Raw genomic sequence first — 22,469 nt, 5'->3', positions numbered from 1 at the left:
CGCCCGGGCGCGTGTCAACCGAATCGGCACTCGCCCGTTGACGTCGTATCGTCTCCGCGGAAGCTACGCTGTGCTGGTGGGAACCCCTTTCGATCCGCAACCTGCCGCACCGGCCGCCACCGTGCCGGTTTCGCTGGACGCCTTCCTGGCCGGCATCGGCCCGCGTGCGTTCCGCTTTGCCGAGGCCGGCCTGCGTCACCGCGAAGATGCGCTGGACGCCGTGCAGGACGCCATGGTGAAGCTGCTCGGCTACCGCGAGCGCCCGGCCGCCGAATGGACGCCGCTGTTCTGGAGCATCCTGCGCAGCCGCATCATCGACCTGCAGCGCCGGCGCAGCTTCCGCCTGAAGTTCTGGGCGCCGGCCGAACGCGCCGACGACGAGGGCACCATCGACTGGGCCGACCCCGGCACCGGCCCGGTGGACGAACAACAGCATCAACAGGCCTACCAACGGCTGGTCGAGGCCTTGCGCAACCTGCCTGCGCGCCAGCGCGAAGCGTTCACGCTGCGCGTGCTGGAAGACCTGGACGTGGCCACCACCGCCAAGGCGATGGGCTGCTCGGAAGGCTCGGTCAAAACCCACCTGTCGCGTGCGCGCGACGCGTTGCAAAAACAGTTCGAGGATTTCCTGTGAACCGCTCCCACGACCCGGCCCAGCTGGATGCGCACCTGCGCCAGCTGCATGCCTCCGCACTGACCAGCCTGCCGCCGCAGACCCTGGCGCGCCTGCGCCAGGCCCGTCAGGCGGCCGCTCCCACGCGCGCCCGGCGCGGCTACTGGTTGCTGGCGACTGCGTGTTCCGGCCTGCTGGCGGTCGGCATCGGCCTGCAGCTGCGTCCAGGCGAGCGCGCCTCGCCGGACCGCACCCCGACCCAGGTGGTCGCCGGCACCACCACCGATACCGACGACATGCTGACCCAGAATCCGGACCTGTACGTCTGGCTGGGGTCCGATACCGCCCTGGCCATGGAATAAGCACGATGACCCGCACCACCCGCCTGTTGTTGACCCTGCTGCTGTGCGCCGTGCCCTGCGCGTCCTTGCTGGCCCAGGCCCATTCCCCCGGACCGCCGGGACCGCCACCGCCGGATGGCCCAGGCCCGCGAGGACCCGGACCGCGCGAGGCAGACACGCCGATGCCCGAGTGGGACAAGCTCACCCAGCAGCAGCGGCAGGTGCTGATCGATGCGCTGCGCGAACGCTGGAACGATGTGCCGGAAGAACGCCCGCGCATGTATCGCCATGCGCGCCGCTGGCTGGACATGACCCCGGAGCAGCGCAAACAGGCCAAGGCCGGCATGGACCGCTTCCGCAACATGAGCCCGGAGCAACGCCGCGAGGCCAAGGCCTTGTTCGAACGCATGCGCACGCTCAACCAGCAACAACGCAATGAGCTGCAGCAACGCTGGCAGAAGATGAGCCCGGCCGAACGCAGCACCTGGCTGCGCGAGCATCCGCCCACCGACGACTGACGCGGCGCTGCCGCGGCAAGCGCAACCCGTCAGCGCACCGGTGCATCCCAGTCACGCGCGGCCACCGTAGGAGCGCGCTGACGCGCGACGGAGCATTACCGATAAAGCGCCATCGCGCGCCAGCGCGCTCCTACCCGCCAGTGCGCAAGGCGCATGGGCTCGGCGGGGCTACGCAGTCGCTGGCGCCGACCAGCGTGTCTTGGCCAGCAGTTCGTCGTCCCAGTCGAACGACAGCGCGCCATCCTTGATCAGCAATGCGGCGAACGCGTAGGCGTTGCGCGCGAACATCTCGCTGGCGTGCACCGCGCCCTGGCTGGCCAGGTTGAGCGGCCCGGCGATCACCACGCCGTCGCGCTCATAGGTATCGCCGGGCCGGGTGGCAGCGCAATTGCCGCCGGTTTCCGCGGCCAGATCGACGATCACGCTGCCGGCGCGCATGCCGTGCAGCATCTCCGTGCTCAGGATCTTCGGCGCCGGCCGGCCGGGCACGGCGGCGGTGCAGACCACCACGTCCACGCCTTTGAGGTGTTCGGCCAGCCGGCGTTGCTGTTCGGCGCGTTCGTCGTCGGTGAGCTGGCGCGCATAACCGCCCTCGCCGGCCGCGCTCACGCCCAGATCCAGGAAGCGCGCGCCCAGCGAGGCGATCTGCTCGCGCGTTTCCGGGCGCACATCGAAGCCTTCGACCTGCGCGCCCAGCCGCCTGGCGGTGGCGATCGCCTGCAGCCCGGCCACGCCCGCACCGATCACCAACACCTTGCACGGGCGCATGGTGCCGGCGGCGGTGGTCAGCATCGGAAAGAAGCGCGGCGCCAGCTGCGCGGCGATCAGCACGGCCTTGTAGCCGGCCATACCGGCCTGCGAACTCAAGACATCCATCGATTGCGCACGCGTGGTGCGCGGCAGGCGCTCCAGCGGAAACGCGACCAGCGCACCGGTGGCAATCGCCTGCGCACGTGCCGGGTCGGCGTCCGGCGCCAGCATGCCGATCAGCACGGTGTGGGGCCTGCATTGCTGCAGCAGTTCGGTGGGCGGTGCCTGCACGCTCAGCAGCACCTCGGCCTGGGCCAGCGTGTCTGCCGTGGCGAGCTGCGCCCCGGCCTGCAGATACGCGGCGTCGGCCATGCTGCTGGCACAGCCGGCGCCTGGCTCGATCCACACGCTGGCGCCGAGCGCGACCAGTTTCCTGACCGTTTCCGGCGTGGCGGCGACGCGGCGCTCGCCTGCCGCGCGTTCTTTCAGCACCAGCACCTGCACAGCCATGGCTTGCTCCGCTCGCGCGCCTGTCGTCGCGGCGATGCTAGCAGAGCGCGGCAGCCACGCTCAGGGCGTCAGCAAGGCCGGCAGCATCGGGGCGAGCAACTGCTCGGGCGGTGCCAGCGCCACCGCTTCGGTGCGGTGGTCGATGGCCAGACACGCATAACCATGCGCCGCGCTCCAGGCCAGCAGCACCCGTTGATGCAGCAGGTGCGCATCCGGCGCACTGCCGTGCCGGGCCAGCCAGGCCGCATGCAGGGCATCGCGCAGGCAGGCCATTGCCGCATCGGTGGCCGCCAGCAGGCGCGGCAGGCTGCGTCGCTGCGGCTCCAGGCTCTGCATCAGGCGAAACTGCTGCGGGTAGGCGATGGCGAACCGGATATAGCCCAGGCCGCCGCCCAGCAGTGGGTCGACCTCGCGCTGGGCCTGCACGATCCACTCGACCATGCGTTCGTACCCGTCTGCGACCAGTTCCACCACCAGGCCTTCCAGCGAGCCGAAGTGATGTGCCGGTGCGGCATGCGAAACGCCCGCACGGCGGGCGCACTCGCGCAGGCTCAGCCCGCGCGGACCCGATTCGCCGACGATCTCCCAGGCCGCGCGGCGCAGGGCGGCGGGCAGATCGCCGTGGTGATACGTCGCTGACTTGGGCGCGTGGGACATGGCGGCTTCGCAAATCGGGATGTCATTGGAGCAGGGAATCTTGACGCTGACAAGATTGGCGGTGCAGACTCGCCCCGCATCTTGCCAGCGTCAAGATTTGGCGACGGGTGCAGCCCTTCCCCCAGCGAGTGTTCCCATGGCTAAGGCATCCTCCCGCTGGCGCATGCGCCTGACCCGCACGCTGTTCGGGTTGGCCAGCCGCCTGGCCCCCGGCCCGACCGGCCGCCTGCTGGCGCGCCGCTTCGTGACGCCGGATGCGGCATCGCGCCGGCATGCCGCATCCACCCTGGCGACGCTGTCCGACGTGGGCCGCGACAGCCTGTCCATCGATGGTATCGACATCGCGGTGTATGTCTGGGGCGATCCGGCGCAGCAACCGTATGTGCTGCTCTCCCACGGCTGGTCCAGCTATGGCCTGCGCTTTGCCGCCTGGGTGCCACGGCTGCAGGCGCTGGGCTATGCGGTGGTGGCCTTCGACCAGGCCGGGCACGGATTGAGCGGTGGGCGCATCAGCTACATGCCGCACTTTGTCGAGGTGCTGCGCCGGATCGGGCGGCACTTCGGCCGGCCGGCGGCCTTCATCGGTCATTCGCTGGGTTCGGCATCGGTCGTGTTCGCCGATGAAGCGGCCTGGCAGCCGGCGCGCTACGTGCTGATCGCGCCATTGCTGGCCCCGGCCGAGACCGCACGCCGCCAGTTCCGCGCCTTTGGCATCGCGGCCAAGACCTTCGTTCCGTTCGAGAACCTGCTGCATGCGATCACCGGCAAACGCTTTGCCGATTTCGATGCGTCCCCGCATCTGCCGCGTTTCCAGCGCCCGGCCCTGATCATCCATGACCGCCGCGACCGCGAGACACCCTGGGACGAAGGCGCGCGTTTTGCGGCGCTGTGGCCGCAGGCGCAATTGCTGACCACCGAAGGCCTGGGGCATAACCGCATGGTCGACCATGCCTCGGTCATCGAAGCGGCGCTGGACTTTATCGGCCCGGCGCGGGCCTGAGCGTACCGCGATGCGGCAAGCGCATCGCGCGGTACCCGCTAATGCACGGTGCTGTTGTGCAACGGATCCAGGCGGTCGATGACGCCCTGCATGGCGCTGTCGAAGGCGCCGTCGTTGATGTGCTCGCGCAGCCTGCCCAGGCGCACCATCACCGCCAGTTCTTCCGGCGAAGCGACGCAGAAGCGTACGCCGCGGCGATTGACGAACAGCAGCCGCTGCGAGATCGGGCTCACCCACGACAGCTTGCCCGCCTGCACCTTGCCGTCCTTGTCGACGAAATCCAGCCAGGTGCCGATATCCATCGCACGGAAACGCTCGGCATCGGCGCTGTCGATGCTCTGCGCCACCGCCTCGGCCCCCAGCACCACGCTGACGCTTTCGGCAGCCGGCGGCGGCAGGTTGACCTGCGGCAGTTCCGGCAAGGCCTTTTCCAGCTCCGGGCGCGCTTCGGCGATGGCCTGCAAGGTGTCGTGCAATGCGGTGATGGCCACCACCACCGCGTCGCCATGCAGGCCGACGCTGGCAAATACGCGATGCAGGGCCGGTTGCCAGACCTGCAGCCACGGCTTGCCGACGATGTGGCGACGTGCCTCGGCCAGTTCTTCCAGCAAGCCATCGGCCAGGGCCAGTGCCTCGACGGTGCCCGGACCTTCCTCACCGTCGCGCAGGATCGCCATGGTCAGATGGTGCAGCCACGGCTGACGCAGGAAATCCTCCACGGCCCTGGGCAGCGGCGTGCCGGCCTGCGTGCGCTGTTCCAGCTCCGACAGCGCGCGGCTGCGTGCCAGCTCGAGCTTTTCCTGGCCGCGCTGGGTTTCGGTGGCGCGCCGCTCGGCAATTTCCACCCGGCGCCGGTGCTGCGACAGGAAATCGCGAAATTCCTCTTCCAGGGTCAGGAAGATCGCCAGGTTCTCGTTGAATTCGGCCACCAGGCGGTCGACGATTTCCTCGACCTTGCCCATCAGCACACGCTCGGCAGCGCTGTCGCCGGTGTTGCCTTCGCAGGCCTCGGCCAGCGAATTGAGCAGGCGCCGCGCGGGATGGGTCTTCTGCACGAACATCTTGCGATCCAGCAGCGCAACCTTGACGAAGGGCACCACCAGCCGGCCGATCATTTCGCGCGAGCGGTTTTCCAGATCGCGCTCGTCCAGCATCACGTCGAACAGCATGCCGACCAGGTCGATCGCATCCTCGTCCATCGGGTCCAGGCGCGCGGTCGCCGGGTCCACGCCCAGCCGCGTGGCGCTGGACAGCACTTCGTTCTTCAGCCGCTGCGCCAGCGACTCGGTGTCGTCGCCGATGGCTGCCTGCAGCGTCGCGCTCGGCGTGGCCTGCAGCAGCGACAGCACCGACATCATCTCGCGCTGGCTCAGCGGGCGTTGCTGGCCTACCGCCACCGATGCGGCAGAGGCGGTGTTGTCGCGCACGCTCCGGGTCTGCTGCAGCAGTTCGTGCAACGCTTCCAGCAACATGCCCTGGCTGCCGCCAGGGTGATCGGCCTCACCGCCATCCATGCCGCCGGCAGCGCCGCCACCGGCCTGGCCACGCTGGGCGGCGGCCTGCATGCGGCCGCGGCTGTGCGCCCAGCGGTCCAGGAAGCGGTTGGCCCAGGCCGGTGCGTACTGGTCGCTCTGGTCGTCGCCGCCGATGTCGGCAGCCGCGCCCTGGGCCTCGGCCTGGGCGCGCTCCTCGGGCGTCGTGTCGCCGCGTGGCTGCACGCGCGGCGGCGGGCGCTTGGGCTGGGAAATTTCCGGCATGACGCCAGCCTTGGCCAGCGTCTCGTCCAGGCGCGCATACAGCTTGCCGATCGGCTCGGCCAGGTCGCGCTCGCACAGCTTGATCAGTACCAGGCGCACTTCCGGCGCCAGGTCGCAGGTGGCGAAGGCTTCGTGGATCGCCACGCCCAGATGCTCCGGACCGAGCGGGTTGGTGTCGGCCACCAGTTCCAGGCCGCCGGCGATCCAGCCCAGGCGGCGGTCCACCCGCGCCAGCACCTGCTTGAAGTCGCGCAGCAGCACCGTGGCCAGGTTGCGCACCGCCAACCGCGATTCGAGCACGTGTTCGGGCACCAGACTCAGCGGGCCGGTGCCGATGTCGCCTGCCAGGACCACCTCGGCCGACAGCGGCTCGCCCAGCAACAACGCCTGCCAGCCGTCGTCCAGCTGCTGGCGGAACCGCGTGGCCACTTCGTCGCGCTTGCGGCGCAACTCGCGCATGCCGTCGAGAAACAACAACTGCGATGTGCCCGCGGATTCGGCGCGATCGAACAGCACATCATCAAAGTGTGCGACTGCAGCGGCAAAAACCTGCGCGAGTGCGGGCACGAACACGGCGTGCGCCTGTTCGAGCAAGCGTTGGTCACGGCCCGGATGTCCCGACGGACTGGGCTGAAAAGTCATGCGCAAAGGCTCCCCGCCCCTGCAGGCGTGAAAATATTCAAACGAAAGAAAACAGACGCGGCCCCAAATTCCGCCACCGCATGGTAGGCGTTTCGCTCGTTTGTTAAGTGTGACGCAATTCGCACTTTAGTCGTGACCGCCCAGGGTTTGCGTGTCAGTCGGACATCCTAGCGTGCATCGCTGCGGTGGCGCTTGCCAGCGCGTATTAACCGCCTGCGGGGGTTAAGCCTTCAGCATGTGCGGCCGGTCCAGCGCATCGACGACATCCTGCATCGCGCTGTAGAACGCGTCCTCGTCGCGATGCAGACGCAGGCGGTCCAGCCACACCATCATCGCCAGTTCCTCCGGCGAGGACACGCACAGCCGCCCGCCGCGCCGGTTGACGAACATCAGCCGCCCGGAAATCGGGCTGATCCAGCACAACCTGCCGGCCTGCACACGGCCGTGCCGGTCGACGAACTCCAGGCAGGTGCCGAGCGCCATGCCGCGGAAGAAATCGGCGGTGACACGATCGAATTCCACCTGCGCGGTGGCATCCAGCATCGGCGTCAGCGGCTCGCCGACCGGCTCGGCCGGACCGGGGCTGGGGCGCAGCGCGCTCAAGGTCGGCGCAAACAGGGCGGGATCCGGCGCTCCCGCAGCCGGCACCGATGGCGTGGACAGCAGCGCGCGCTGCAGTTCCTGCAGGGCCAGCTCGGCGTCGCGTTGCGCCAGGCCGGCCAGCGCGAAAGCCTGCAGCAGCTGCGCACGCTGCGGCTCCAGCGCGGTGCCGCCAGGCGCAGCACCCAGTTGCGCCAACACCGCATCGCCCAGGGCCACGGCCGCGTCCAAGGCCTGGCCGGTGCCGTCGCCACGCAACGCCACCTGTTGCACATACGGCTGCCAGACGCGGCCGAGGAAGTGCTCGACCAGCGGCGGCAGCGGCCCGCGCGCCAGGCGCTCTGCCAGCGCCTGCGCGGCAATGCTGCGTGCGGCTTCGCGGCGTTCTTCGGCGCGCTGCAATTCGCTGGCACGGCGCTCGGCGATTTCCACCCGGCGCCGATATTGTTCGTAGCTGGCGCCGAACTCGGCCTCCAGCGTCAGAAACAGCCCCGGATGCTCGTCGAAATCGCGCACCACCGTGTCGATCACCGCCTGCACCTGGCCGAGCAAGGCCTGCTCTGCCGCGGTTTCGCCGGCATTGCCATCGCAGGCGTCGACCAACAGGTTGAGCAGGCGGCGTGCGGGATGGCCGTCGCGCACGAACAGGTGGCCGTCCAGCATCGCCAGCTTGGCCATCGGCACCAGCAACTGGCCGAGCAGGCTGCGCTGCGCATCCGACAGATGGCTCTGCACCAGGATCGCGGCGAACAACAGGGCCACCAGATCCAGCGCGTCCTCGTCGTCGGGGTTGAGGCAGGTGGTGGCCGGATCTACCCCAAGCGCGGCGGCGGCGCGCCTGACCTGCTGCCGCAGGCCACATGCCAGGCCCGAATCGGTGCCGTCGATGGCATCGAAGCCGGCCGCAGGCATGGTCTGCAGCAGCGACAGCGCCGACACCACCTCGCGCGGCGACAGCAGGCGCTGCCCGGCAGGTGCGGGTGTGTCGCCATCGGGTTCGCGCTGGCGGCGTGCATGCTGCAGCAAATGGTGCAGGCCGGCCGGCAACAGCTCGCGGCCGCTGCGCAGATGCACGTCGATCGCCTCGACGCCAGCCAACGCGCCCTGCCCGCCCGACCAGTCGGCGAAGAAGCGTGCGATCCAGTCCGGCGTCTCGGCGGCCTGCTCGCCGGCGCCTTCGTCCTGGCGCGGAATGCCGCGCCGCCGGCTGCGCGGCTGCGGCAACTCGCGCAAGCGCGCCACCTGCGCCAGCGCCTGTTCCAGCGCGCCGTAGCGCTGGCCGACGCGTTCCATCAGGTGCTGCTCGCAGACCTTGATCACCGCCAGATGCGCCTTGGGCGCCAGCGTCACCCCCTGAAAGGCCTCGTACAGGGCCACGCCCAGATGCTCCGGCCCGAACGGATTGCTGTCGCCATCGATACGCAGCCCACCGGCAATGAAGCCCAGATAGCGATTGAGCCGCATCAGCTCCGTGCGCCACTGGTGCTGCAGCGCGCCGGCCAGGTTGCGCACCGCCAGGCGCACCTCCAGGTCCTGCTCGGGCAGCAGGGTCAGCCCGGCCGCACCACGTCCCAGGCTGCGATCGGCCGACAACGGCCGCCCGGATTCCAGCCCCTGCCAGGCCTTGGCCAGATGCCCGCGGAAACGCGCGGTGATCGGCTCGCGCTGCTGCCGCACCGCCTGGATGGCTTCCAGGAAGTCGTTCTGGGCCGGGCCGGCATCGGCCGCCAGCTGGAACAGCGCCTCGGCCAAGGTGTCCTGGAATTGGACAAAGGCATCGGCCAGCGGCACCAGCACGATCTCGCGTACCTGATCGAGCAACTGCGCATTGCGGCTGGGGAGCACGGGGGTGGATACGAACTGGGTCATCGGGCGGCGCACAGGACGAACATGGAGGGGATGTCACGACCGGGCCGGCATCGGCCCGCCGCCCATGATGCGGCGGGCGTTGGGAAGGGCCCGTCTATAATTGCCCGCATCCTCGCCTCGACCCGGAATTATGCACGCACCGTATTCGCTCCAGGCGCTGGACGCGCGCCGCTCGGTCCCCTCCAAACAGCTGGGCGAACCCGGCCCGGATGAAGACACCCTGCTGCGCATGCTCACCTCGGCAGTGCGCGTGCCCGACCACGGCAAGCTGGTGCCGTTCCGCTTCTTGCGCATCAGCGGCGATGCCCGCCAGGCACTGGGCGATTTCCTGGCCGAGCGCAGCCTGGCCGCCGACCCGCTGGCGCCGCCCGCCGCGGTCGAAAAAGACCGCAACCGTTTCAACGATGCGCCGCTGGTGATCGTGGTCATCGCCGCGCTGCGCCCCGGGCACAAGGTGCCCGAGCAGGAACAGCTGCTCACCGCCGGCTGCGTGTGTTTTGCGCTGCTGCAGGCCGCGCAGGCGCATGGCTTCGGTGCGCAGTGGCTGACCGCATGGATGGCCTACGACCCGGCGGTGACCGGCTATCTGGGCCTGGAGCAGAACGAGCGCATCGCCGGTTTCATCCATATCGGCACCCCGCGCCTGCAGGTGCCAGAGCGCGAGCGCCCGGACCCGCGTGCGCTGCTGCGCGACTGGACCCCGTGACCACGCACACCCCCATGCTTGCAGGCGCGCCGCCGTCGATCAGCCGACCGACCCCGCTGTATCTGGTCGATGCCAGCCTGTACGTGTTCCGCGCCTGGCATTCGATCCCGGACGAATTCCAGGATGCGCAAGGCTGGCCGACCAACGCCGTGCACGGCTTTGCGCGCTTCCTGCTCGACCTGCTCGAACGCGAGGATCCACAACACATCACCATCGCCTTCGACGAGGCGCTGGACAGCTGTTTTCGGCATGCGCTCTACCCGGCCTACAAGGGCAATCGCACTCCGGCACCGGATGCGTTGCGGCGCCAGTTCGCGCATTGCAAGGCGCTGTGCGCGGCATTGGGCCTGAGCGTGCTGGCGCACCGCGATTACGAGGCCGACGACCTGATCGGCAGCGCCTTGCACAGCGTGCGTGCGCACGGCCTGCGCGGGGTGATCGTGTCGGCCGACAAGGATCTGTCGCAGCTGCTGCTCGAGCACGACGAGCAGTGGGATTACGCGCGCAACCTGCGTTGGGGCATGGACGGGGTCAAGGCGCGCCACGGCGTGCACGCCCATCAGATCGCCGACTACCTGGCGCTGTGCGGCGATGCGATCGACAACATTCCCGGCGTCACCGGCATCGGCGCCAAATCGGCGGCGGTCCTGCTGGCGCATTTCGGCAGCCTGGATGCCTTGCTGGAGCGTATCGACGAAATCCCGTTCCTGCGCCTGCGCGGCGCGGCGCAGATGGCCGCGCGCCTGCGCGAGCAACGCGAACACGCGCTGCTGTGGCGTCAGCTCACCACCATCGCACTTGACGCGCCGCTGGCGCTGACCGATGCCTGTTTCACGCGCGCGCCAGCCGATACCGACATGCTGACCGGCTTGTGCGAGAGCCTGCGCTTCGGCCCGCTCACCCGGCGCCGGTTGCTGGCCGCCTGCGGCGGCGCGCCGGCACCGCGCACTCCCGTTTCCCTGGAACAAGGCCTGCATCCATGAACCGACACGACACCCCGCCCACCGTGGTCTACGAAGGCAAGTACCAGCGCATGGTCGTGCGCGGCACCTGGGAATATTCCGAACGCGTGCACGCCGGCGGCCTGGCCGCGATCATCGTGGCGGTGACCCCGGACGATGCGATGTTGTTCGTCGAACAGTTCCGCGTGCCGCTGCAGGCCCGCACCATCGAAATGCCGGCCGGCCTGGTCGGCGACGTGCATGCCGACGAGTCGATCGAGCTGTCGGCCATTCGCGAACTGGAAGAAGAAACCGGCTGGACCGCCGAGCACGCCGAAGTGCTGATGATCGGCCCGACCTCGGCCGGCGCCAGCAGCGAGAAGATCGCCTTCGTCCGCGCCACCGGCCTGCGCAAGGTCGGCGCCGGCGGCGGCGATGCCAGCGAAGACATCACCGTGCACGAGATCCCGCGCACGCAGGTCGGCGCCTGGCTGGTGCAGAAGATGGCCGAGGGCTATCAGATGGATCCCAAGCTGTGGGCCGGGCTGTATCTGGTCGATCACGCACTGGACGGCACCCCGCGTGGCTGAAGCGACCGCTGCCCGCCTGCTCGGTGCCGACGATCCCGCACCGTTCAGCGTGCACAACCCGCAGGCCGCCTCGCCATGGCTGCTGATCGCCGACCACGCCGGTCAGCGCGTGCCGGCGCGCCTGGCCAATCTGGGCCTGCCGCAGCAGGAACTGAACCGCCATATCGGCTGGGATATCGGCATTGCCGAGGTCACCCGCCTGCTGGCCGATGCGCTGGATGCGGTCGCCATCGCGCAGACCTATTCGCGCCTGGTGATCGACTGCAATCGCCCGCATGCTTCGGCCACGCTGATGCCCGAGGTCAGCGACGGCACCTCGGTTCCGGGCAACCTGCAGCTGTCGGCCGACGATCGGCAGCAGCGCATCGATGCGATCTTTGCGCCGTACCACGCGCGCATTGCGGCGGAACTGGATGCACGCGCACAGCGCGGGCAACCCACCGTGCTGGTGTCGATGCACAGCTTCACGCCGATCATGGCCGGCAATGCACGGCCCTGGCATGCCGGCGTGCTGTACAACCGCGACACGCGGCTGGCGCACCGTCTGCTGCAGGCCTTGCGCGACGAGCCGGATCTGGTGGTTGGCGACAACCAGCCCTACGCGGTCAGCGACACCAGCGACTATGCGATTCCGGTCTACGGCGAAGGCCGCGGACTGCTGCATGTGGAGCTGGAACTGCGCCAGGACCTGATTGCCGATGCCGCCGGGCAACAGGCGTGGGCGCAGCGCCTGGCACGCATCCTGCCGCCGCTGGCGCAGGCGCTGCTGCCGCACTGACTCCTACGGAGCATGCGGCGGCCGCGCTGATCCGCAGCCTCGGTGACGACGGTTGCCTCGTAGGAGCGCACCCGGGCGCGACAGGCCGTCCCGTTACCCTACGTCGCGCCCGGGTGCGCTCCTACCGCTGGCGCGCGAGCGCTGCTGCAGCTTCCCGTGCACGCTCGCGGTTTCGCTCAGGCGAACCCGTCGGTGGCGCGCACCAGCGCATCGACGTTTTCCGGCTCGAATGCCGAATGACCGGCGGCCGGGCTGACCTGCAGCTGCGCCTTCGGCCAGACCTTGTGCAGGTCCCAGGCGCTTTGCAGCGGGCACACCACGTCGTAACGGCCGTGCACGATCACGCCGGGGATGTCGGCGATGCGGTGCGCGTCACGCAGCAGCTGGTCTTCGACCTCGAAGAAACCGCCGTTGACGAAGTAGTGGTTCTCGATGCGCGCGAACGCCAGGGCGAAGTGCGCGTCCTCGTGTCCGGTGACGAAGTCGGCGTCCACATGCAGGAAGCTGGTGGCACCTTCCCACACGCTCCACGCCTTGGCCGCGGCCAGACGCGTGGCTTCGTCGTCGCTGGTCAGGCGGCGATGGAAGGCGGAGATCAGATCGGCGCGCTCCACCACTGGAATCGCGTTGACGTAATGCTCCCAGGCATCCGGAAACAGCCGGCTGGCGCCCTGCTGATAGAACCATTCCAGCTCGAAACGGCGCAGCAGGAAGATGCCGCGCAGCACCAGCTCGGTGACCTGCTGCGGATGGGTCTGCGCATAGGCCAGCGCCAGGGTCGAGCCCCAGCTGCCACCGAACACCTGCCAGCGCGCGATGCCCAGGTGTTCGCGCAGGCGCTCGATGTCGGCGACCAGGTCCCAGGTGGTGTTGTTCACCAGATCGGCATGCGGGGTGGAACGGCCTGCGCCGCGCTGGTCGAACAGCACGATGCGGTACTTGGCCGGGTCGTGGAAGCGCCGCATCTTGTCATTGCAACCGCCGCCGGGGCCGCCGTGCAGCATCACCACCGGCTTGCCCTGCGGATTGCCGCACTGTTCGAAATACAGCGTGTGGCGGTCGTCGACCTGGAGGGTGCCGTGGTCGTACGGCGTGATCTCGGGATAGAGCGTGCGCATGCGTCGGTCCTGCGGGAAACCGCTAGTGTATCGGCACCCGGTCTGCACACGCGGGCGCCCCATGCGATCGAGCCAGGGCGGGCGCACGGCGAAGCGCGAAGGAGTGGAGCAACGGAGCCAGGCTCCTGCACGCAGCGCCGGACGGGCACGGTCGGTGCCCGGAAGCGGCATGTCCTGTTTCAGCTCCGAGCGCGCCGTCCCCCCTCCACCTGGCGACCGCTCCGTGGCCGGCCGCGCTAGCCCGCAGCGGGCGACCAGCGCCCCGACGTCACCCGGTCACGCTGCTCCAGGTCCTGATACGTGGCCACCGCGTCGAAGCCACGCGCCTGCAGCAGCCCGGCCACCGCCGCGCCCTGGTCCCAGCCGTGTTCGAGCAGCAGCCAGCCGCCCGGCAGCAGATGCGCAGGCGCATCGGCGACGATCAGGCGGATGTCGTCCAGGCCATCGGGGCCGGAAGCCAGCGCACTGGCCGGCTCGTAGCGCAGGTCGCCTTCGCCCAGATGCGGATCCTGCGCGGCGATATACGGCGGGTTGCTGGCGATCAGGTCGAAGCGCTCGCCGGCCAGCGGCGCAAACCAGTTGCCCTGCCGGCATTCGACATTGCGCAAGCGGTGGCTGTCGGCATTGCGCCGGGCAACCGCCAGCGCCGCCGCGCTGGCATCGGTGGCGATCACCTGTGCCTGCGTCCGCTCGCTGGCGATGGCCAGCGCGATCGCGCCGCTGCCGGTACCCAGATCGGCAACGCGGCGGCCCGGCCGGGCGTCCAGGCGCTCAAGTGCCAGCTCGACCAGCGCCTCGGTGTCGGCGCGCGGGATCAGCGTGGCGGTGGAGACCGCCAGATCCAGCGTCCAGAACCCCCGCGTGCCGGTCAGGTAGGCCACCGGTTCGCCGGCCTGGCGCCGCTGCACCAATGCCGCGAATGCCTGCGCGACCGACGGCTCGACCGGATCGCGGCCATGCGCGAACAGCCAGGCGCGGTCGCGGCCCAGCGCGTGCAGCAGCAGCGGCTCGGCATCGCTGCGCTCGATCCGCTCGACCGCACGCCGCAGCAGCTGCTCGGCGGCAAGACCGGCTGGGTCCTCACTCATACGGATCATTCACTCATGCGCAACATCGGCTGACCATTATCGGAGATGGAATCGGCCCCTGCAGCGGCAGACGCCGTCTGCAAACTCGATAGCCACAGCCTATCTATACAATTCCATCAATCGATTTGAGAAATCTATCGATCCTACCTACCATGGCGACTGTTCCATCCCCCGCCCCCTTCATCGCACGAGGAAACTCAATGTCTCTTATCAACACTCAGGTCCAGCCGTTCAAGGCGAATGCGTACCACAACGGCAACTTCATCGAAGTCACCGAGGCCAGCCTGAAGGGCAAGTGGTCGGTGCTGATCTTCATGCCGGCCGCCTTCACCTTCAACTGCCCGACCGAAGTGGAAGACGCCGCCGACAACTATGCCGCGTTCCAGAAGGCAGGCGCCGAGGTCTACATCGTCACCACCGATACGCACTTCTCGCACAAGGTGTGGCACGAAACCTCGCCGGCCGTGGGCAAGGCGCAGTTCCCGCTGATCGGCGATCCGACCCACAAGCTGACCCGCGCGTTCGGCGTGCACATCGAAGAAGAAGGCCTGGCCCTGCGCGGCACCTTCATCATCAACCCGGACGGCGTCATCAAGACCCTCGAGATCCACGACAACGCGATCGCCCGCGACGTCACCGAGACGCTGCGCAAGCTGACCGCTGCCCAGTTCGTCGCCAACAACCCGGGCCAGGTCTGCCCGGCCAAGTGGAAGGAAGGCGCCAAGACCCTGGCTCCGTCGCTGGACCTGGTCGGCAAGATCTAAACCGACTGATACCTCCGGCCTGTGGTTGAGGCCGGAGCATCTCCGGCCCAGCACTGGGCCGGGGGTGAACCGGAGCCGGTGCCGGGCTGCCCGCCAGCCATCGCCAGCACGCATTCCCGACATCGCGCCGGCTGCGGTTCATCCCCTCCTCCCCGGCGACCTGCCTCAGCGCAGCGACGCCACGCCCTCCCCTTGCCCATTCCCAGGAGTTCTCCATGTTGGATGCCAACCTCAAGACCCAGCTGACCGCCTACCTGGAACGGGTTACCCGTCCGATCCAGATCAACGCCTCGATCGACGAAAGCGCCGGCTCGCGCGAAATGCTCGACCTGCTCGAGGATCTGGTGCTGCTGTCGGACAAGATCAGCCTGGACATCCACCGCGATGACAACCAGCGCAAGCCCTCGTTCGCGCTGACCACGCCGGGCCAGGACATCTCGCTGCGCTTTGCCGGCCTGCCGATGGGCCACGAGTTCACCTCGCTGGTGCTGGCGCTGCTGCAGGTGGGCGGCCACCCGTCCAAGGCTGCCGCCGAGCTGATCGAGCAGGTGCAGCACCTGGATGGCGACTACCAGTTCGAAACCTATTTCTCGCTGTCCTGCCAGAACTGCCCGGACGTGGTGCAGGCGCTGAATCTTGCCGCCGTGCTCAACCCGCGCATCAAGCACGTGGCCATCGACGGTGCGTGGTTCCAGGACGAGGTCGAAACCCGCCAGATCATGTCGGTGCCCACCGTCTACTTGAACGGCGAGCTGTTCGACCAGGGCCGCATGACGCTGGAGCAGATCGTCGCCAAGCTCGACACCAACGCAGCCAAGCGCGACGCCGCCAAGATCGCCGCCAAGGACGCCTTCGAGGTGCTGGTGGTCGGCGGTGGCCCGGCCGGTTCGGCAGCGGCCGTTTACGCCGCGCGCAAGGGCATCCGCACCGGCGTGGCCGCCGAGCGTTTCGGTGGCCAGGTGCTGGACACCATGTCGATCGAAAACTTCATCTCGGTGCCGGAAACCGAAGGCCCGAAGATGGCCGCCGCGCTCGAGCAGCATGTGCGCCAGTACGACGTGGACATCATGAACCTGCAGCGCGCCGAGCAGCTGATTCCGGCCGGTGCCGATGGCCTGATCGAGATCAAGCTCGCCAATGGCGCCTCGCTCAAGAGCAAGACCGTGATCCTGTCCACCGGCGCGCGCTGGAGGCAGATGAACGTGCCGGGCGAAGACCAGTACAAGAACAAGGGCGTGGCCTATTGCCCGCATTGCGATGGCCCGCTGTTCAAGGGCAAGCGCGTGGCGGTGATCGGCGGCGGCAATTCGGGCGTCGAGGCGGCGATCGACCTGGCCGGTATCGTGGCGCATGTCACGCTGGTGGAGTTCGACGACAAGCTGCGCGCCGACGAAGTGCTGCAACGCAAGCTGCGCAGCCTGCACAACGTGCGCATCATCACCAGCGCGCAGACCACCGAAGTGCTGGGCGATGGCCAGAAGGTCACCGGCCTGGTCTACAAGGACCGCACCGGCGGCGACATCCAGCACGTGGATCTGGAAGGCGTGTTCGTGCAGATCGGCCTGCTGCCCAACACCGAATTCCTCAAGGGCTCGGTGGCATTGTCGCCACGCGGCGAGATCATCGTCGACGACCGTGGCCAGACCAATGTCCCGGGCGTATTCGCTGCCGGCGATGCCACCACGGTGCCGTACAAGCAGATCGTGATCGCGATGGGCGAAGGTTCCAAGGCTGCGTTGAGCGCGTTCGATTACCTGATCCGCTCCAGTGCACCGGTCAGCGCCGACAACGTCGCCCAGGCAGCATAAGCGCACTCAAGCCAGCGCCCGGCCAGCCCGGGCGCTAAGCTCCAGTCGTACCCCGTCACCGCAATGAGGGCTGCTGCACATGAATCTGCGTGACCTGAAATATCTGGTCGCCCTGGCCGACCACAAGCATTTCGGCCGTGCTGCGACGGCCTGCTTCGTCAGTCAACCGACGCTGTCCACACAGATCAAGAAACTCGAAGACGAGCTCGGCGTGCCGCTGGTGGAACGTGCGCCGCGCAAGGTGATGCTGACCCCGGCGGGCCGCGAAGCGGCGATGCGCGCGCGCGGCATCGTGGCCGAAGTGGAACAGATGAAGGAAGCCGCGCGGCGCAGCCAGGATCCGGAAGCCGGCACCGTGCGGCTGGGCATCTTTCCCACCCTGGCGCCGTATCTGTTGCCGCATGTGGTGCCGCGGATCCGCGAGCGGTTCCCGCGCCTGGAACTGCTGCTGATCGAGGAAAAAAGCGATCAGCTGGTGCACCAGCTGCGCGAAGGCCGGCTGGATGCGGCGCTGCTCGCACTGCCATTGCAGGATGAGCAGCTGCATGCCGAATTCCTGTTCGAAGAACCCTTCGTGCTGGCCGTGCCGGAAGGCCATCCGCTGTCGCGCCACGACAGCATGACGCTGGACGATCTGTCCGAGCAGCGGCTGTTGCTGCTGGAAGATGGCCACTGCCTGCGTGAGCAGGCGCTGGATGTCTGCCATCTTGCTGGCGCCCTGGAAAAATCCGAATTCCAGGCCACCAGCCTGGAGACGCTGCGCCAGATGGTGGCTGCCAATGTCGGTGTGACCTTGCTGCCACTGCTGGCGGTCAAACCACCGGTCGCGCGCTCGGAGAACATCCGCCTGATCCGTTTCCGCGAAGACAAGCAGCCCAGCCGCCGCATCGCCATGGCCTGGCGCCGCAGCTCGGCCATGACCGCGTTCCTGGAGCAGCTGGCGCAGTTGTTCAAGGAGCTGCCGGAGAGCCTGTTCACGCTGGACCAGCCGGCGACCGGGCCCAAGGCGGTTGCGGCCTGAGGAATCGGGAATCGGGAATCGGGAATCGGGAATCGGGAATCGGGAAATCGTTTCATGGCTGCGGTTGCTTGGCGGAATGTTTTTTCACCTGTTCTCGGACATAAGCGACGCGCAAGCGTCGTTTTTTGTTTGGTGGGTGGTTATGGCGCGATGTCTCTGGAAGCACCTGGCGGTTGTGGTGTCATTAGCACGTGGTGGACTCGGACGGGAAACTTCAAGTCAGCCGCTTGTCGCTGAGTGAAGGCGCGCACCTGAGCGCTGCAACACTGCCGTGCTTGCATGGTTCTATGGCCACGACCCGCAACTGGTAGTGCCGCGCCTGCCTCGCCCGACGCATGCCGTGCACTGCGCCATCTCGCCATGCATTGCGATCGGGCAGCGGCGCCCTCATCTGGGCAGTGAGGCTTGCCATGTTGGCGGGCCGTCATCGTCAAGGAGATTGCCATGACTTCGCAGCATCACAGCGGCTTGCCGCCGTCCATCCTGGTTTCCAGCCACGACCTCGCCCGGCTCGAGGCCCTGCTCGATTCCCCCGCTTTCAACAAGCACCCGGCCGCCACCGCGCTGAGTGACGAACTGGGCCGCGCACGCGTCGTGCCGCCCGACCAGATTCCCGGCGATGTCGTCACCATGCACTCCCGCATCGATTGCGAAGATGAGCTGCATGGCGAACGACATACGCTCACCCTTGTGTATCCGCACGAGGCCGATGTGCAGCACGGCCGCATCTCGGTGCTGGCGCCGGTCGGCAGTGCGCTGCTCGGCCTGTCGGTCGGTCAGAGCATCGACTGGCGTACGCCCGACGGGCGCGACCTGCGTCTGCGTGTCAGCGCCGTGCACGATCAACATGCCCTGGCCGGCGCCTGACTTCACACGCCAGGCGCGCTACCGTAGCGCGCTGCGTCCTATCCACGACCCGTTCCACGATTCGAGAGAACCCGCATGACTGCTCCCTCCAAGCTTGCCCAGTTGCGTGACCTGTCCGTCGTCGTTGCCGACACCGGCGACTACGACGCCATCAAGCGCCTGAAGCCGGTCGACTGCACCACCAATCCCACCCTGGTCAAAAAGGCATTGGATCTGCCGGTGTATGCCGACCTGATCGAGCGCGAACTGGCCTGGGGCCGCGAACACGGCGGCGAAGACCGCACCAGCACCGTCAACGAAGTGGCCGACCGCCTCACTATCGGCGTCGGCGTCAGGCTGGCCGAGCTGGTCCCGGGCCGCGTCTCCACCGAGGTCGATGCCGACCTGGCGCACGACACCGAGGCGACCATCGCCAAGGCGCGCAAGTTCATTGCGATGTACGCCGAGCGTGGCGTGTCCAAGGACAAGATCCTGATCAAGATCGCGGCCACCTGGGAAGGCATCGAAGCCGCGCGCCAGCTGCAGCGCGAAGGCATCGACTGCAATCTGACCCTCATCTTCAACCGCTCGCAGGCGCTGGCTTGTGCGGAAGCCGGCGTGTTCCTGATCTCGCCGTTCGTCGGCCGGATCCTGGACTACTACGTCGCCCAGGGGCAGACCCCGGCCAGCATCGACGAAGACCCGGGCGTGGTGTTCGTGCGCACGGTCTACAACGAGTTCAAGCAGCGCGGCTCGTCCACCGTGGTGATGGGCGCCTCGTTCCGCTCCACCGCGCAGATCGAAGCCCTGGCCGGTTGTGACCGGCTGACCATCTCGCCGGAGCTGCTGGAAAAGCTCGACGCCGAACACGGCGAACTGCCGCGCAAGCTCTCGCCTGCGCAGGCCGACAACGCGCAGATCACCCCGATCGACAGCGACAGCTTCGCCACCGATCTGGCGGCCGACCCGATGGCCACCGAAAAGCTGGCCAGCGGCATCGACGCCTTCGCCAAGGATCTGCAGGCACTGCGCAAGACCATCACCGACAAGCTCGCCGGCTGATCGCAGCACCGCGGGTCGCAGTACCAACGCCTGCAGCCTGGTGGCTGTGGGCGTTTTGGTTTTTGCAATCTGGCTGCGCAGCACACAATGCAGCCACGACGCGTAAGGCAAGGCCCTCGCGATGCTGGCATTGGAAACTGCGGCCGGCCTGGGCCGCCGTACTTTCCAGGCACCGTCGAGCTTGTGGGCGCATTGACTCCCGCACTGCCGCCACTGAGCTGCCATGCGCGCGTCTTGGCCTGATCGGCGCGCGGTTCGGCGTCGTTCTCCACACGTCGCTTACACCCGCGCAAGCCGCACTGCCTAGAATCCGGGTTCCTCAACTGGCGTAGCGGACAATGGCAAACATTGCAGTGGTGATGGTCGACGGCGTGGCCGATTGGGAAATTGGCGTTGTCCTGCCGGCGGCGCGCGAATGGTTCGGCGACCAGGTCGCCATCGCGAGCATCGATGGTCAGCCGGTGCAGTCGATCGGCGGGCTGCGCATCACCCCGGACTTCGCCCTCTCCGATCTGGCGCCGCTGGATGCCGATCTCTGGATCCTGCCCGGCAGCGAGCGTTGGCAGGCCGGCGAAATCCCCGGCCTGAGCGGCCTGCTGGTCGAGCGCGTGCAGCACCAGCGCCCGGTGGCGGCGATCTGCGGCGCCACCATCGCCCTGGCCTATGCCGGCCTGCTCGACCAGCGCGCGCACACCAGCAACGCGCTGGCCTTCCTGCAGGAACACGTGGTGCCGTATGCCGGTGCTGCGCAATACCGGCACGAAAAGGTGGTGACCGCCGACGGCGTGATCACCGCACCCGGCACCAGCCCGGTCGGCTTCGCGCTTGCCTGCATGCGACTGCTGCATCCGGAACGCACCGACATGCTCGCCCAGCTGCGCGGCATGTTCGCCGGCGAGTTCGTCTGATCCGGCGGATTCCGGCACGCCTGGCGCATTGGCTGCACTGACTGGATGCAGTGGGTCGCCGCACCGATCCATTGCACCGATCGGCGGTCGTGATTGACCGCAATGATGCGCCGGGCCGGTTCGCCGCTCGGCCACCCGCGGCGGTGCCGGCGCGTGGTGCGCGCGCCGCAAAAAAAGATGGCCACGCCGTCTCCGGCGTAGCCATTCAAGTTGCCTGGCATGCACTCCCATGCGCTGCCTGATCGTGATGACGCTGCCGGTCACTGTTGGCCATCGGCACGCCGCCACGATCACGTGGATGACAGCGCTTCAATCCGGCCCGCCTTTCCGTCAGGCATCCAGCCCGATCGGGCAGCTCACTCCCGTTCCGCCAAGCCCGCAATAGCCATTGGGATGCTTGGCGAGATATTGCTGGTGATCGTCTTCGGCGTAGTAGAACGTGGGCGCCGGGAAACGGATCTCCGTGGTGATCGCGCCATACCCGGCGGCGTCCAGTTGCTGCTGGTACGCATCGCGGCTGGCAAGCGCGGCGTCGTATTGCGCCTGTGTCGTGCAATAGATCGCCGAGCGGTATTGCGTGCCGACATCGTTGCCCTGCTGCATGCCCTGGGTGGGGTCGTGGCTTTCCCAGAACGTGCGCAGCAACTGTGCGAACGACACCGACGCTTCGTCGTACACCACCAACACCGCTTCGGTATGGCCGGTCTGCCCGGAACACACTTCGCCGTAGGTGGCGTTGGGTGTCTCGCCGCCGGCGTAACCCACCGCCGTGGTGTACACCCCTGGCAGGTTCCAGAACTTGCGTTCTGCACCCCAGAAGCAGCCGAGCCCGAACTGCACCTGGGCCAGGCCGGTGAATTCCCCGCGCAACGGATGGCCGTTGATCAGGTGGGTGTTGTGGAGCGGTAGTGCCTGCTCGCGTCCGGGCAAGGCCTCGCCCGGACGTGGCATGCGTTGTTTGAAAGCGCCGATTCCCAGCATGGTGCAACTCCGCAATCGTGAGGATTGCCTGCTGGATGGCGCCGGCCGTAGCGGCTTTCAAGCCACTACGGCCAATGCGGCGTTACTTCCTGGTCACCGAGGCGGTGGCGGTGTCCACTTCCGGCATCGCCGAGCTGTGGTGATTGATGATCAGCCACTTGCCGTCGCGCTTCTCGTACACAAAGGTGTAGCGCGCCTGCACGTCGGTTTTCTTGCCGTCCTTGTCGGTCAGCGTGAAGGTGTAGACGCCCGCATCCACCGCGCTGTCGTCATCGAGCACACGCACGGTGCGGTAGTTGACGACGCCCTGCGGCTTCTTGGTCAGGAACATCTCGAAGTATTTTTCGATCTGCTCGCGCGAGGCGCGGACCTCGTTGGACACGGTCGGCAGCAACACGCCATCCGGGGCATACAGATCGGCCACCTTGTCCGGATTGCCGGTAGCCAGTGCCGCGTTCCAGGTGTCGAACAGCGCGGCGACTTCGCGTTCTTCGCCGCCGGCCGGCAACGTGGCCTTGTCGGTGTAGTGCATCACGCCGCCAGCCAGCGCCGGGGTGGCAGCCAGAGCCAGAACCAGAGAGAACAGAGTGCGACGCATGGG

The 22,469-nt window shown here is 67.9% G+C and carries 21 protein-coding genes and 1 pseudogene; 14 read left to right on the top strand and 8 right to left on the bottom strand.

Features of this window, described 5'->3' with window-relative positions:
* Nucleotides 1–70: 70 nt before the first annotated feature.
* From DGN21_RS04450 to DGN21_RS04440, 3 genes are read left to right on the top strand one after another with little or no spacing between them, the layout of a single operon-like run.
* Entirely contained in the window at nt 71–634 is a 564-nt protein-coding gene (locus DGN21_RS04450; protein WP_046345793.1) for an RNA polymerase sigma factor, read from the top strand.
* Nucleotides 631–975 (top strand): hypothetical protein, encoded by a 345-nt coding sequence (locus tag DGN21_RS04445; RefSeq protein WP_126966983.1) that lies wholly within the window; start codon nt 631–633, stop codon nt 973–975. Before DGN21_RS04450 ends, DGN21_RS04445 begins: the two co-directional genes overlap by 4 nt.
* Nucleotides 976–980: 5 nt before the next feature.
* Nucleotides 981–1,472, top strand: coding sequence for a DUF3106 domain-containing protein (locus DGN21_RS04440; RefSeq protein WP_126966984.1), 492 nt, complete (start codon nt 981–983; stop codon nt 1,470–1,472).
* Nucleotides 1,473–1,640: 168 nt separating this feature from the next.
* On the opposite strand, the gene DGN21_RS04435 is transcribed toward DGN21_RS04440, so the two are convergent.
* Both DGN21_RS04435 and DGN21_RS04430 read right to left on the bottom strand, forming a co-directional pair.
* Nucleotides 1,641–2,732: an NAD(P) transhydrogenase subunit alpha gene (locus tag DGN21_RS04435; protein WP_160955069.1), complete on the bottom strand. Its 1,092-nt coding sequence runs from the start codon at nt 2,730–2,732 to the stop codon at nt 1,641–1,643.
* A 60-nt stretch (nt 2,733–2,792) separates the two neighbouring features.
* Nucleotides 2,793–3,389, bottom strand: a complete 597-nt coding sequence (locus DGN21_RS04430) for a TetR/AcrR family transcriptional regulator (RefSeq protein ID WP_126966985.1) — start codon at nt 3,387–3,389, stop codon at nt 2,793–2,795.
* Between the two features lie 136 nt (nt 3,390–3,525).
* Between DGN21_RS04430 and DGN21_RS04425 the strand changes: the two genes are divergently transcribed.
* Nucleotides 3,526–4,389: an alpha/beta fold hydrolase gene (locus tag DGN21_RS04425; RefSeq protein ID WP_126966986.1), complete on the top strand. Its 864-nt coding sequence runs from the start codon at nt 3,526–3,528 to the stop codon at nt 4,387–4,389.
* A gap of 38 nt (nt 4,390–4,427) precedes the next feature.
* Here DGN21_RS04425 and DGN21_RS04420 read toward each other — a convergent pair whose 3' ends face one another.
* Together DGN21_RS04420 and DGN21_RS04415 are read right to left on the bottom strand one after the other, a co-directional pair.
* Complete coding sequence (locus DGN21_RS04420) at nt 4,428–6,788, bottom strand: DUF1631 domain-containing protein (protein ID WP_126966987.1); 2,361 nt, start codon at nt 6,786–6,788, stop codon at nt 4,428–4,430.
* Between the two features lie 222 nt (nt 6,789–7,010).
* The gene (locus tag DGN21_RS04415; protein WP_184577017.1) at nt 7,011–9,257 is read right to left on the bottom strand and encodes a DUF1631 domain-containing protein; all 2,247 of its coding nucleotides are present in this window, start codon (nt 9,255–9,257) and stop codon (nt 7,011–7,013) included.
* Nucleotides 9,258–9,387: 130 nt separating this feature from the next.
* Here DGN21_RS04415 and DGN21_RS04410 point away from each other — a divergent pair, with 130 nt between their 5' ends.
* Genes DGN21_RS04410 through DGN21_RS04395 form a run of 4 tightly spaced genes read left to right on the top strand, consistent with a single transcriptional unit; the run spans nt 9,388 to nt 12,272 of the window.
* Nucleotides 9,388–9,963 (top strand): nitroreductase, encoded by a 576-nt coding sequence (locus DGN21_RS04410; protein ID WP_039523709.1) that lies wholly within the window; start codon nt 9,388–9,390, stop codon nt 9,961–9,963.
* Nucleotides 9,960–10,946, top strand: a complete 987-nt coding sequence (locus tag DGN21_RS04405) for a 5'-3' exonuclease H3TH domain-containing protein (protein ID WP_215825133.1) — start codon at nt 9,960–9,962, stop codon at nt 10,944–10,946. The genes DGN21_RS04410 and DGN21_RS04405 overlap by 4 nt, the downstream gene beginning before the upstream one ends.
* A complete protein-coding gene (locus DGN21_RS04400) occupies nt 10,943–11,494 on the top strand; it encodes an NUDIX hydrolase (protein WP_024940626.1) in 552 nt (183 codons plus the stop codon). The genes DGN21_RS04405 and DGN21_RS04400 overlap by 4 nt, the downstream gene beginning before the upstream one ends.
* Nucleotides 11,487–12,272 (top strand): N-formylglutamate amidohydrolase, encoded by a 786-nt coding sequence (locus tag DGN21_RS04395; protein WP_184577023.1) that lies wholly within the window; start codon nt 11,487–11,489, stop codon nt 12,270–12,272. The genes DGN21_RS04400 and DGN21_RS04395 overlap by 8 nt, the downstream gene beginning before the upstream one ends.
* A 176-nt stretch (nt 12,273–12,448) precedes the next feature.
* Here the strand turns inward: DGN21_RS04395 and pip are convergent, their stop codons facing one another.
* Together pip and prmC are read right to left on the bottom strand one after the other, a co-directional pair.
* Entirely contained in the window at nt 12,449–13,390 is a 942-nt protein-coding gene (gene pip / locus DGN21_RS04390) for a prolyl aminopeptidase (protein ID WP_184577026.1), read from the bottom strand.
* Between the two features lie 236 nt (nt 13,391–13,626).
* A complete protein-coding gene (prmC, locus tag DGN21_RS04385) occupies nt 13,627–14,478 on the bottom strand; it encodes a peptide chain release factor N(5)-glutamine methyltransferase (protein WP_184577028.1) in 852 nt (283 codons plus the stop codon).
* Nucleotides 14,479–14,678: 200 nt separating this feature from the next.
* Between prmC and ahpC the strand changes: the two genes are divergently transcribed.
* The 6 genes and pseudogenes from ahpC (at nt 14,679) to DGN21_RS04355 (ending at nt 20,887) form a co-directional block, all read left to right on the top strand.
* On the top strand, nt 14,679–15,242 hold the full coding sequence (gene ahpC, locus DGN21_RS04380; RefSeq protein WP_016900725.1) for an alkyl hydroperoxide reductase subunit C: 564 nt from the start codon (nt 14,679–14,681) through the stop codon (nt 15,240–15,242).
* 215 nt (nt 15,243–15,457) lie between these two features.
* Complete coding sequence (gene ahpF / locus DGN21_RS04375) at nt 15,458–17,050, top strand: alkyl hydroperoxide reductase subunit F (RefSeq protein WP_024940622.1); 1,593 nt, start codon at nt 15,458–15,460, stop codon at nt 17,048–17,050.
* A gap of 79 nt (nt 17,051–17,129) precedes the next feature.
* Complete coding sequence (locus DGN21_RS04370) at nt 17,130–18,071, top strand: LysR substrate-binding domain-containing protein (protein ID WP_024940621.1); 942 nt, start codon at nt 17,130–17,132, stop codon at nt 18,069–18,071.
* 444 nt (nt 18,072–18,515) lie between these two features.
* Nucleotides 18,516–18,957: pseudogene (rnk, locus tag DGN21_RS04365) on the top strand (nucleoside diphosphate kinase regulator); the annotation flags it as partial.
* A 56-nt stretch (nt 18,958–19,013) separates the two neighbouring features.
* The gene (gene tal / locus DGN21_RS04360; protein WP_039530548.1) at nt 19,014–19,979 is read left to right on the top strand and encodes a transaldolase; all 966 of its coding nucleotides are present in this window, start codon (nt 19,014–19,016) and stop codon (nt 19,977–19,979) included.
* A gap of 338 nt (nt 19,980–20,317) precedes the next feature.
* A complete protein-coding gene (locus DGN21_RS04355) occupies nt 20,318–20,887 on the top strand; it encodes a type 1 glutamine amidotransferase family protein (RefSeq protein WP_016900730.1) in 570 nt (189 codons plus the stop codon).
* Nucleotides 20,888–21,217: 330 nt separating this feature from the next.
* On the opposite strand, the gene msrA is transcribed toward DGN21_RS04355, so the two are convergent.
* Together msrA and DGN21_RS04345 are read right to left on the bottom strand one after the other, a co-directional pair.
* Nucleotides 21,218–21,868 (bottom strand): peptide-methionine (S)-S-oxide reductase MsrA, encoded by a 651-nt coding sequence (gene msrA, locus DGN21_RS04350; RefSeq protein ID WP_024938252.1) that lies wholly within the window; start codon nt 21,866–21,868, stop codon nt 21,218–21,220.
* Nucleotides 21,869–21,950: 82 nt separating this feature from the next.
* On the bottom strand, nt 21,951–22,466 hold the full coding sequence (locus DGN21_RS04345) for an SgcJ/EcaC family oxidoreductase (protein ID WP_024938253.1): 516 nt from the start codon (nt 22,464–22,466) through the stop codon (nt 21,951–21,953).
* Between the last annotated feature and the right edge of the window lie 3 nt (nt 22,467–22,469).

The sequence above is a fragment of the Xanthomonas sp. MLO165 genome, from assembly GCF_018831305.1.
Taxonomy (GTDB): Bacteria; Pseudomonadota; Gammaproteobacteria; order Xanthomonadales; family Xanthomonadaceae; genus Xanthomonas; species Xanthomonas arboricola.
Note: the sequence above shows the minus strand (reverse complement) of the source record. Positions and strands in the feature narration are given on the sequence as shown.

Bases quoted from the DNA above. Each gene is read 5' to 3' on its own strand.
- DGN21_RS04400 (WP_024940626.1), top strand. From the start codon at position 10,943: ATGAACCGACACGACACCCCGCCCACCGTGGTCTACGAAGGCAAGTAC.
- DGN21_RS04420 (WP_126966987.1), bottom strand. From the start codon at position 6,788: ATGACTTTTCAGCCCAGTCCGTCGGGACATCCGGGCCGTGACCAACGC.
- DGN21_RS04440 (WP_126966984.1), top strand. From the start codon at position 981: ATGACCCGCACCACCCGCCTGTTGTTGACCCTGCTGCTGTGCGCCGTG.
- DGN21_RS04425 (WP_126966986.1), top strand. From the start codon at position 3,526: ATGGCTAAGGCATCCTCCCGCTGGCGCATGCGCCTGACCCGCACGCTG.
- DGN21_RS04430 (WP_126966985.1), bottom strand. From the start codon at position 3,389: ATGTCCCACGCGCCCAAGTCAGCGACGTATCACCACGGCGATCTGCCC.
- DGN21_RS04370 (WP_024940621.1), top strand. From the start codon at position 17,130: ATGAATCTGCGTGACCTGAAATATCTGGTCGCCCTGGCCGACCACAAG.
- DGN21_RS04415 (WP_184577017.1), bottom strand. From the start codon at position 9,257: ATGACCCAGTTCGTATCCACCCCCGTGCTCCCCAGCCGCAATGCGCAG.
- prmC (WP_184577028.1), bottom strand. From the start codon at position 14,478: ATGAGTGAGGACCCAGCCGGTCTTGCCGCCGAGCAGCTGCTGCGGCGT.
- DGN21_RS04410 (WP_039523709.1), top strand. From the start codon at position 9,388: ATGCACGCACCGTATTCGCTCCAGGCGCTGGACGCGCGCCGCTCGGTC.
- ahpC (WP_016900725.1), top strand. From the start codon at position 14,679: ATGTCTCTTATCAACACTCAGGTCCAGCCGTTCAAGGCGAATGCGTAC.
- tal (WP_039530548.1), top strand. From the start codon at position 19,014: ATGACTGCTCCCTCCAAGCTTGCCCAGTTGCGTGACCTGTCCGTCGTC.
- msrA (WP_024938252.1), bottom strand. From the start codon at position 21,868: ATGCTGGGAATCGGCGCTTTCAAACAACGCATGCCACGTCCGGGCGAG.
- ahpF (WP_024940622.1), top strand. From the start codon at position 15,458: ATGTTGGATGCCAACCTCAAGACCCAGCTGACCGCCTACCTGGAACGG.
- DGN21_RS04355 (WP_016900730.1), top strand. From the start codon at position 20,318: ATGGCAAACATTGCAGTGGTGATGGTCGACGGCGTGGCCGATTGGGAA.
- pip (WP_184577026.1), bottom strand. From the start codon at position 13,390: ATGCGCACGCTCTATCCCGAGATCACGCCGTACGACCACGGCACCCTC.
- DGN21_RS04435 (WP_160955069.1), bottom strand. From the start codon at position 2,732: ATGGCTGTGCAGGTGCTGGTGCTGAAAGAACGCGCGGCAGGCGAGCGC.
- DGN21_RS04345 (WP_024938253.1), bottom strand. From the start codon at position 22,466: ATGCGTCGCACTCTGTTCTCTCTGGTTCTGGCTCTGGCTGCCACCCCG.